This is a genomic window from Stutzerimonas stutzeri (assembly GCF_002890915.1).
In the GTDB taxonomy this organism is placed as follows: Bacteria; Pseudomonadota; Gammaproteobacteria; order Pseudomonadales; family Pseudomonadaceae; genus Stutzerimonas; species Stutzerimonas stutzeri_AF.
Map to the genome: position 1 here is coordinate 1 of NZ_POUT01000025.1, position 10,111 is coordinate 10,111.

General features: G+C 52.4%; 9 protein-coding genes. 4 read left to right on the forward strand and 5 right to left on the reverse strand.

Annotated elements, in window-relative coordinates:
* Positions 1-225: 225 nt before the first annotated feature.
* The 5 genes from CXK94_RS22035 to CXK94_RS22055 form a co-directional block, all read right to left on the reverse strand.
* The gene (locus CXK94_RS22035; RefSeq protein ID WP_256046309.1) at positions 226-1,386 is read right to left on the reverse strand and encodes a reverse transcriptase domain-containing protein; all 1,161 of its coding nucleotides are present in this window, start codon (positions 1,384-1,386) and stop codon (positions 226-228) included.
* 890 nt (positions 1,387-2,276) lie between these two features.
* Positions 2,277-2,678 (reverse strand): DUF6957 family protein, encoded by a 402-nt coding sequence (locus tag CXK94_RS22040; protein WP_102895879.1) that lies wholly within the window; start codon positions 2,676-2,678, stop codon positions 2,277-2,279.
* 8 nt (positions 2,679-2,686) lie between these two features.
* On the reverse strand, positions 2,687-3,004 hold the full coding sequence (locus CXK94_RS22045) for a hypothetical protein (RefSeq protein ID WP_102895880.1): 318 nt from the start codon (positions 3,002-3,004) through the stop codon (positions 2,687-2,689).
* Positions 3,005-3,026: 22 nt separating this feature from the next.
* The gene (locus CXK94_RS22050) at positions 3,027-4,328 is read right to left on the reverse strand and encodes an N-6 DNA methylase (protein ID WP_102895881.1); all 1,302 of its coding nucleotides are present in this window, start codon (positions 4,326-4,328) and stop codon (positions 3,027-3,029) included.
* Positions 4,325-4,735 (reverse strand): hypothetical protein, encoded by a 411-nt coding sequence (locus tag CXK94_RS22055; RefSeq protein WP_102895882.1) that lies wholly within the window; start codon positions 4,733-4,735, stop codon positions 4,325-4,327. Before CXK94_RS22055 ends, CXK94_RS22050 begins: the two co-directional genes overlap by 4 nt.
* Before the next feature lie 402 nt (positions 4,736-5,137).
* On the opposite strand from CXK94_RS22055, the gene CXK94_RS22060 reads away from it, so the two are divergent.
* From CXK94_RS22060 to CXK94_RS22075, 4 genes are read left to right on the forward strand one after another with little or no spacing between them, the layout of a single operon-like run.
* Positions 5,138-5,662 carry a TnsA endonuclease N-terminal domain-containing protein gene (locus tag CXK94_RS22060; RefSeq protein WP_180984466.1) on the forward strand — a complete coding sequence of 175 codons (525 nt, stop codon included), beginning with the start codon at positions 5,138-5,140 and terminating at the stop codon, positions 5,660-5,662.
* Positions 5,662-7,521 carry a DNA-binding domain-containing protein gene (locus CXK94_RS22065; protein ID WP_102895884.1) on the forward strand — a complete coding sequence of 620 codons (1,860 nt, stop codon included), beginning with the start codon at positions 5,662-5,664 and terminating at the stop codon, positions 7,519-7,521. The genes CXK94_RS22060 and CXK94_RS22065 overlap by 1 nt, the downstream gene beginning before the upstream one ends.
* A 34-nt stretch (positions 7,522-7,555) precedes the next feature.
* Positions 7,556-8,431: a TniB family NTP-binding protein gene (locus tag CXK94_RS22070; RefSeq protein ID WP_180984467.1), complete on the forward strand. Its 876-nt coding sequence runs from the start codon at positions 7,556-7,558 to the stop codon at positions 8,429-8,431.
* The gene (locus CXK94_RS22075; protein WP_102895886.1) at positions 8,424-9,995 is read left to right on the forward strand and encodes a TniQ family protein; all 1,572 of its coding nucleotides are present in this window, start codon (positions 8,424-8,426) and stop codon (positions 9,993-9,995) included. The genes CXK94_RS22070 and CXK94_RS22075 overlap by 8 nt, the downstream gene beginning before the upstream one ends.
* Positions 9,996-10,111 lie beyond the last annotated feature (116 nt).

The following is a 10,111-nucleotide window of genomic DNA, read 5'->3' on the forward strand; positions in this document are numbered from 1 at the left end:
GAAATGTACGGCGCTGTCGAGACACGAAACCCTCCAGAAAGTGGCTTGAAATGGTGTCCACCAAAAATAGGTGGACACCATGCCGTTATCTGGAAGAAGCGGGGAGATGGGTTCGGCGGACGGTTACGCCTCTCCAAGGAGACGTGACCAACGGAAGCGGGGGCTTCACTGCTGACCGGCCTTTATCAGAAAAGCTCGTAGCAAACGCTCGGGATAAGGAAGGATTCAGCCTTGGATATCAGCGAGGAGGCGTACGCCCAGGATTCTCCTGCGCGCTGCACTATCAGATTTAGCCAGAACGGCAATCTTCTCTTCTTCAAGGTGAGCAAGTTTTTTCGAAATGAACTTATCCAGCGCATCCATGCATTGGGTGCCATTACAGAACGTGAAAGCCTTTCCCCACCCCAGGATGATTTTGTCGATTTGGTAAAGGGCTGATGAGTACGAGTATCTTCCGTCTCCATCTTGGTACTGAGCGTTATAGCGGAGGGCGCGTGAAGCTGTGGCGAATTCGGCTTCTAGTTTTGCCCTGAATCGTTTGCGTGTTGCTTCGCTAGGCTGAATCAGCCCGAGAGAAACATTGCATCCCAAGAAGTCGAACCCGGCTTGGATACTCCCACGGGATGCCTTTGATTTGTCTTTACGTGGGTCGTATGCAGCCAGTCCGATCTTGCCCAACTCCTTCAGCGCTCTATTGAAAGCTTTGTCTACGTCACTCAGGTTAGGCGCAAGGAGCAGGAAGTCATCGATGTAGCGAAGACACGTGATGCCGTTCGTGTTCATGGCTAGATCGAAGTCGGCCAGGTAGATGTTGGCCACTAAAGGGGACAGTGGAGACCCTTGAGCCACACCTTCGATTCCGATTGGAAAAATCGCGTCCAGCCCCTTTCGCCGGAGTTCGTCGATATTGGCCAAATCAGTTTTGATAGCTTCATCAAAAAGCTTGAGGGTGGCCTCACAACGCAGATGCGGTCGAAGAAGTTCTAGAACCCGATCTTTGTTGATTTTAGTGAAAAAGGCCGGGATGTCTGATCGAACGTGGAATCGGGCTCCTGCGCGCATTGCTTCTCGTGCATGCGAGATAGCCATGGACACGCGCTTTTCGGGAATGCCGCCGTAGCTTGTGGGAGTGGCTAGAACTCGCTTAACGAACCGAACACGACGCTGCAACACGTCAAGTATGGCTCGTTGGACAATGCGATTCGGAATTGGAGCTAATACCAACGGCCGGGATTTGCCACCAGGCTTCTTCTGTGCGACCCCAGTTTGCAGAAGAAATTTGAACTCCTGCTTCGATAAGGCCCGCTGAATATCTTTCAATGCGTCAGGGAGGCGGCTTTCGAACTCTTCAGCTTCCCGCTTGATTTCATCGGACGAGGAGAACAAGGCGCTACTGCGTACCTTCCGCCAAGCGCCATAGAGCGTTCGTTGGCTACAAATGTCCTTATATAGCCGACTCACAGATACTCCTTGTGTTGTTGGGCATCACCAGTTCGCTCTTGCCCAACTGCTACAGGGACTCACTACCTACGGGAGACCCAGATACCAGAACGGCTATCTTGGTCGCGACCCGAACAGCGCCCTCCGAAGAGAGATCGCTGCCGTCTGGCAAACTGGGTTCACCGCCGCGTGGCGGCTCGACCAGCAAGCAAACGAAGCAGAGGGCAGCTAGCAACAGCCTGGCTGCCATGCGCGCCGCATTGGCACGTTTTTGCATGGACGCATCTTGGCCTCCTGAGCCTGTGGGGCACGATGAATCGTACCTTTTTCGGCCCCTCGGTCAACCGCGTCTCACGCGACTGGACGACGAGCGCCGCACTGAAAATAAAGCTGCCAACCGCCTGGTGTGCCCAATGAAAGGACAGAGTTGCGGTCGTTGAAGCAGCAGTCGGGCGACACTCACTACCTACGGGAGACCCAGATACCAGAACGGCTATCTTGGTCGCGACCCGAACAGCGCCCTCCGAAGAGAGATCGCTGCCGTCTGGCAAACTGGGTTCACCGCCGCGTGGCGGCTCGACCAGCAAGCAAACGAAGCGGCTTCACAATATCCATCGCGAGGATTTCACGCAAGAAGTACCGTCTGGCCTATGGGGTTAACCCCGGTCACCAAACTATCGCTTGCATTGAGCTGCGAGCAGCTGTCGTAACTGATTAGGCCAAGGAATCATCGTCCTTGGGCTGTAAATCGTCGAACATCGTTTGACTCCGCCGCCGCTCCCGGCAAACCTCGCATGTTTCGTGCTTCATCTGATCGGTCATCGGCATCACCGGGATCAAAAGATAATGCGGCCCACCGTTTCAACCGAGGCCCTCTTTCTCAGGCCTTCCCCAAGGAGCACGTAAACCGAGTTCAGAGTCTGAAAAAGGAAGCCATCGCGAAACGCGTAGAGCGGCGAAGTTCTGACAAAGTCGCCTACATCCCAGCGTCTTGCGGAGTCGTATATGACTTTGTGCGCGAAGATGAGCGCTGGCTGACGGCGTGTTTTCTCCAGCTCTGCGAGCTGCAACGGCGTGACTTCCAGGTCAATCCAGATCCAATCTCTGATCAGACAAAATTCAGTGTTCAGCCGTAGATCGCGCATGTAGCTGAGCGCTTCATCATCAGTCATCGAGGAGCCCGTCATTGGCACCCCTCCTTCGTAAAGCATGGCCGTTACGGCATCCAATTCGCGCATGACTGTTCCTATTGCAAGCGCCAGCGTGATCGCACTAGTTGCGCCGTGTTGAAAAGCTCAGCCAGATGCATCAGCGACTGACGACCGCCTCTCGCGAAGTTTGCAATCACGAAGCAGTCCTGCTCGCGCGTGCTGACCAGCCAATGGCCCGACGAGTACTGAGTGATGCGTGTGATTTCCCCCGAGATCAGGGGCGCCCCGGGTGCATAGCCATAAGTCTTGTACGCAGAGCCAATCAAGCAGCAAGACTCCACCTTGGCATCAACGATGTAGCCCGAGATCAGCTCAGGGAAGTTTTCCAGCATTGCTGTGGCCAGGAAGGCCATCTTGCGACAATTACGCACGCCCCTAGCCTTCGGAAAATTCACTGAGAAGATCATCGATTTCAGCAGTTACTTCCCGTAGCCTATCCCTGAGGGATGCATGCTCACGCCTCAATGCGTCGAGATCATGCCCTTCTTCAGCAGGTCGCGATGAGAAGTAGCGTCCTGGGTTAAGCACATAGCCATTGCGCTCTAGATCGTCGGCATTTGCCAGTACCGTAGCGCCGTCAACAGGCTCACGTCGCGAGTAATGCTCCCGGATCTGTTGGATACAAGCAGGCGTCAGAGTGTTGAGGCTTTTCTCGGAGGTGTACTGTTTGCTGCCATCTATAAGTAGCACTGGGCGATCTTCTCTCGATGGCCTGAAGACGAGGAGTGCAAGCGGCCGCACATCACTGCGATAAAGCTTGGGCGGGAGATAAATCACGCTGTCCAGCAGTCCGGACGCAATGATCGTGCCTCTGATCTCAGACTCCTTTCCAGTCCGTGTAAGCGCAGCCAAATCAACCACCGCGATTGCTATCCCGTGATCGGGATGCATGCATGCAAGCATGTGTTGTATGAACGGCCACTCCCCTCTGCCTTTCGAGGCTGTTCCGAATTTGAATCGCCCAAACGGATCCATAGCGCCAAGCTCTGGATCCCATGTATCAACGCCTCCAGACAGGTCAGAAACGACCACGTCATAGACCTGAAGCCTGGTGTGATTGCAGGGCGGGGACTTCAGGGCATCTGCCTGTTCGAACCTGAGAGTGCCCTCCTTGAAGAAAGCACGTAGTAGTCCGTACAGGACGCCTTCGTCACAGGCTGATTGACCCAGCCCCCAAGCGGACGGGGTTGACGAGACCAACTCGGCAAGCAGACGGCCAGTCGAGCTGTGGGGGTCGTAGAAGGAACTACCGGCTACTCCTGGGCAGAGCCCGGAGATCACTTGAATGAGCTCTCTTGGGCAGGGCCTGTCGCCCTTATATGAGGCCGTGTCTTCAAGCACCTGAATCAGCGCCTCCAGCAAGGCGGGCCTTTGCGAATCATCCTCTGCCAAAACACGTGATAGCGACCTGAAGAGCTCCTGATGAGCAGATAGGTCGCCATGCTCCAGCTTATAGATGCCAAGCTTTTTGCCGAGGATATCGGCGAGAAAATGTGAGGTTTCTCTGACCCGCCAGAGCATTTGTTCAAAAAAAATCTCACCGAAGAACGCTTCCTCGTCCTTCGCCCGCTCTTCATGCTCGGGCTCCCCACCTACGATCAAGAGGAATAGGTGCGGCGCCAGCTTCCGGTAGTTCGGGTATGACGTTATTTGCATCAGCAGGGATTCCTTGCTCATACCGTCTCCCCTGCTCTGAGAACCTGGGTGGCTATGGCCGCCATTTGCTGCTGCCTGATGTCCATCAACCCTTCAAAAAGCAGCTGCTCTTCCCGAGCGAGCGTAACTAGTTGGTGGATCATTTTCTGAGTAGCTTGGTCAGCGAGCATTACGGGTGTTGTACCCAGGGTCGCAAGCGTGATGTGCCGGGTATTGGTGTCCTCGGTGTTCATATCGAAGTGTCGCTGCGCGACCTCTTGGTTCAGCTGCCATTCGATAAATGCTGGGGTGAACCGCTGGTCATGGACACGAACAATGAAAAAGTGCTGGGTACATACCACCTGCTCATAGGGCACCTGGCCTAGGCATACCGCGAAATTTTTGCGGCCACGCGCTTGAAGCAAGATGTCGCCCTCACGCAACCACATCGGGCTTTTCCGTCCAGGCGGCGTGCAGCTCTCTAGCCCACTCCACAAGACGCCTTTATCGGGATCGAGGTCTCGTATCTGGATTACCCGGCACCCTGCCATGGGGTCTGGAGTGATAGCGCTTCGGAATGCGTGCCCTGCGCGGATTTCAGCGATTTCAGCGAGCTTCACCTTCACGTCTCCCTTCTGGCCATGGGCGCATCCTACCCATGCCCGTTCGTTGAATCAACGCGATGATGCACATTTTTCTTGACCGGAGCCGAGAGCTTCGTATTATTTACATCATCGCGTTGATGCATAGGGTGCTCAGTGAAACCGAAGGTGCTCCCCAAAGGGATGTGGTCAAAATCGATCCACTACTTCTATTCGCAGAAAAATCGGCAGTACTTCTGGTGCGAAAGCATGCTGGAGCGCGACGCACTGCTTCTCATGGAGTTCGATAGCGACATCGTCGGGTACAAAACGCAGCCTATTTCTATTCAGTACAAAGATACACTCGGTGAAATTCGTAGATATACACCGGACTACTTATTTAAACGAAAGAGTAGTGAGCAGTTCGTTTTTCATGAGGTCAAAATGGCAGAGCGTGTTGATGACGCGCTTATGGAAAAAATTGCGTTGATCAACCACCGCTTAAGAGAAGCGTATGGCTCGCGTCTTGAAATTATTACCAACGAAGAAGTTAGGGTTGGCAGTCGAATCGATAATCTTGAAACGCTATATCCATATAAAAGGGTTTTACTGGATATGCAGACTGTCAATCAGATAATTTCGGCTCTGCCTACGGATGGCTATTATGGCGATCTTATTCAATGCGCAAGGACTGCTGGTGTTAGAGAGGTTGTGCCGCTGGCCATATTAGCGCACGGCTACCTTTCGTTTAATGCAGAATTGCCGCTATCAGTTGATACGAAAATTGTTAAATAATGATCTTGCAACATCTAAGTGAGGGCGATGCCATCTCGCTCTTCGGCAGAACTGGACATATCGCCTATTTCGGTCAAAGCGTCGCGGTAATCAAGTATATTGACGGCGAAGATATTTCAATCTCGCAGGTGGAGCTGAATCATGCATACATCTCTGGGGAGATGAGTCTAATCAGGCGTCCTACATATAATCCATGCCATGTTAAGCTGGATAAACAGCAAGAGCGTGAAGTAATTCGATTTGAAGAATATTGCTCGGAATTGAACAAGGAACAAAAACCCTGCGGAGCAGGCGTTAGGGAGCGAGTAATCTTCGAAGTGGCCGCCAAGATTGGAGATCTTGCCCCACCAAGCACCTCGCACCTTCACAAAATCTACAAACAATGGCTGGCATGCCAAAAAAATATGACAGAAGTTCTTTTTGGCAAAAAAAGAACCAGGCGCCCCAATATTTCAGAAGAAGTTTTTGGTCTGATGGACGAGGCGATTAAAAAACATTACCTCAAAAAATCGAAGGCCACTATCCTTATGGCCTATAAAGAATTTGAACGCGCATACCTTGGCAGGCAGTATTTGTCGCCGTGTCCATCATTATCCACCTTTGAGCGCCGTATTAAGAAGCTTGACCGACTTAACGTCATCCTTGCACGATTTGGGAAGTCTGCCGCCCGAGAAGAAGCTAGATCGGCTAACTCAAAAATAAAGATCAAGAAAATCCTTGATCTAGTCTCTATGGATGCAGCCCACTTTAATGTAGGGCTAAAAAATAAGCTCGGACAATATATTGGAATGCCATCAATATATTTTGTTCTGGATGGCTATTCGCGAGTCATCCTGGGGTATGCCATTCATGTAGGCAAGCATAGCGAATCATCAGGTTGCGTGATCCATACGCTTAGGTATGCGATTTCTAAAAAAACCGACCCGAGATATCCATTCTGTGGATTGCCTTCTACGATCATCGTCGACCAAGGCGTTGCGTATGTATCAGAGGATACTGTTAGGTTTTTCAGCGGGCTTGAAGTGAACATTGTAAAGACAGCTACCAGAATGGGCTGGGGAAAACCAATGATTGAGAGATTCATTGGCACAGTACGTACGAGTTTTTTCAGTGGGCTGGATGGATACCTTGGTAAGCATGACAAAAAAATCTACTCTGACGAGACCGTGAAAAAAGCAGCGGTGTATACGCTGGCTGAATTCAGGCAAGCCTTCAGCAAGTTCATCCATGATTATCACAACACGCCCCATACTGGCCTTAACGGGAAAACCCCAGCACAGGTATGGGCTGAAAGTGCAAGGCTATATCCTCCGATCCTTGTAGAAGATATGCCGCACACGCAACTCTTGCGTGGCATTCGTGAAGAAAAGCAACTCAAGCACGGAACAGGAATTACTTGTGACTATCAGGCATTCAACTCAACAGAGTTGCAGCGTTTGTACCACGATCTAGAGTCGTCAAAAAGGCCAGGAGAAAGGTCTGACATTAAGGTGACGATCTATCGCGACCCGCTAGATGCATCTGCAATCAGCGTGGTTAACCCTAAAACAAACGTACTGATCGAAGTACCAAATACTCTTGGTTATGATGCGGAGGGCTACTCATTTGCTGACCTCCGCAGAGGGCGCACTGCGAAGACAACTGCCGAAGAAGCGCCTGTCTTTGATGGTGGTGTTCGTGAGGAATACAGCAGCAACAAGCGCCGTACAGGGCCGGATGTGCCTCTGGACGATTTTGATAATCCTATGGATCTCAACGAAGTCCTGAGCACCCCCAGCAAATCCGTCGCGTCAAATGCGATTGGATACGAGACACGGCCACAAGCACCTGACGAGGATGACTATGTCTCCGTTGAGTAATGCTCCTCGTCGTAAGCCTCATACGGAAGCCTTTTTGCAGAAGACGATCCGGAATCGCAAATTTGATGAAGCTACCGAGGCGATTAGCCGTAGTCACAAGACAACCGGATTTAATCCGCGAGGCCTAATGCTGCTTGGCGCCAGTGGTGTCGGTAAGTCCACGTTGGTCAACAACTACAGGAAGAAGTTTCCTGACATTGTGTATGAAGACCGTACTGAACGACCGATCCTATATGTGTCGCTTCACGCCAGAGTGACCGTCAATGACATCCTATGTTCCTTGTTGGCAGCTTGTGGCGATCCTGAGCCGGATAAGGGCACTGCGCGCTCTCTGGTCATGCGCTTCAACCGACTGGCCAAGTCACTAGGCGTCCAGCTGATTATCATTGATGAAATTCAGCATGTCTTGCCTGAACACACTCAGCGGCGCACCCAAGAAGCTGCTGACGCTATCAAAAGCATCTCTACCGATACCAGAATCCCATTCATTTTGGTCGGCTTACCGCACGGCATTCGCTTACTGACTGACACCATTCAGAGTCGCCGTGAAGAAGACCAGCTTATTCGCAGGTTCAATGCCCCGTTCCATTTGGAACCTGCTGGCCTTGGAACCAATGCATGGAAAAACCTGATGGCCGGTTACCAGGAGGCTATCGGTGTCCCATGTATCAACCTCACGGACGAAGAGATGCTGAAGCGCTTTCACCTAGCGACCAGAGGCCTACATGGTTTCGTTTCGACTCTACTAGAGCATGCGCTTGAAGAGACCGATGGTGAACAGGTTTGCATGCAGCATTTGGGACGTGCATTTGAGTTCAGCACCGGATGCCTGGGTAACACAGGAAACCCCTTCCTTATGCCTATGAGCCAGGTAGATCGGGCGTTGGCGTTGCGGGAATCGAATGACTGAGCCGAAGCTCTTACCCGTACGTCTACGTCCTGAGCCAGGCGAGCATTTCTCCGCATACCTGTTGCGTTTAGCTATCGCGAATGGCCGTGGCTCAGTACGGGAGCTTTTTTCCACGCTCAAAATCAAGGGCCCAAGAGCACAAAACCATCAGTCCTCAGACAACATCGCAACCATAGCGGAGTGGCTGGGATTGAGCTCCGATCAGCTAAACACTCTGATCGTCAAGGACGAGACACTTGCCCACGTCACACCGTATGACTCAATGCGGATTTATCGAAACCTTGAACTGCGCGTTCCGAGAGTCTGTACAGCTTGCCTGAAGGATGGGAGAAAGATCCCCATGTACTTTGGCCACCTGCCGTTCACCCATTGCTACGAGCATGGTCATGAATTGATTCATTACTGCCCACATTGCAATGGCGCGCTCTCATGGTCAGAAGAGTTACTTGAGGGACGCTGCCCCTCGTGCGAGCTCGTTCTAGAGGACTCCACAATCCCGGCCAGGTTGCCCGCGTACGCCGCTGGCTTGCACGCCCAATTGTCAGACCCGTTGGGGCTCAACTATTTCATTCGCGATCTGTTGCTTGCGCTCCAGTGCGTCCTTGATCCGATGAATAGTGATCTTTCCGCTCGCGAGCGACCGCCGATGGAAACTGGGTGCTGGCCAGATCTACTTGATCAGGCCTACACCTTGCTCACCGAGCAAACGACAATGCTGTCCTGGGCCAATGCATGTCGAAATCACAGAGCAGCGTGTGCCGCAATTGGCTCCTCAGCTGTGTACCTGCCAATTGACGCGCTGAAAAGCCGACTGACACTCACATGGCCGCTTCGTGATTTCGAGTGCAACTCCGATCATCCTCACGATGAGCAGAATCAAGAAGACTCATTCTCTTTGACACCAGTAGATCATCGTCAGCTGTCACAGGTCTTAGGCTGTGAGCCCGCCGAGATCATGGCTCTACTTGAGTACTCTGCCCTTCAGGGGTACAGCGGGCACAGGTCTGTTCGGGACGCCCGCTTTGATCTCCTTGCCTTGGCCAATCAGATTAATGATCTTAGTCTGGCCAACGGAGCATCTGTTCAGCTGATCGACATGGCACACGCAGCCCGAATTGCATTCGTTCATGGAGGCCATCTGGGACATGTCCTTGTTGGAATTTTGAAAAAGGAAATTCCATTCCGCCCAGATTCAAATCGGGGATCTCTGCTGGAGAGAGGAAATGTTGGCCTGGAGGGCTTGCTGGCATGGATGCACAAGCACCTTGCCTCACAGAACGACACTCACTTTACGCTATCGCAGACCATCGCCATCACAGGGATGACCGAGCAGGAGATCACAAGGGCGTGCGCTTTGGGGCTCATAAAGCCTCTGGGCTGGAAGCGGGGGCTTAGCTTCCTAGGGGGTGATCTCAGCCAGTTACTGGCTGACTATGTTTCGATAAAGCGGTGGTCGAAAATCTCCGGAATTCGCGCCCCCTTGGCCGAGCTTCAGGCCTCCCATTTCGAAGCGCCTATCGAAGGCGTGCTATACAGGCGAACAGAAGAGCTAGCAGGCCGTTGAAAAAAGCCAGAGCCCGCGTGGCTCTGGCAAAATGGCGGCCATCCTCTTCTGCCGAAGCCAGCCCAAGCCGATGCGTGGACTCGACCTCAAACAAAACGAGCTGTTCAGTTATACGA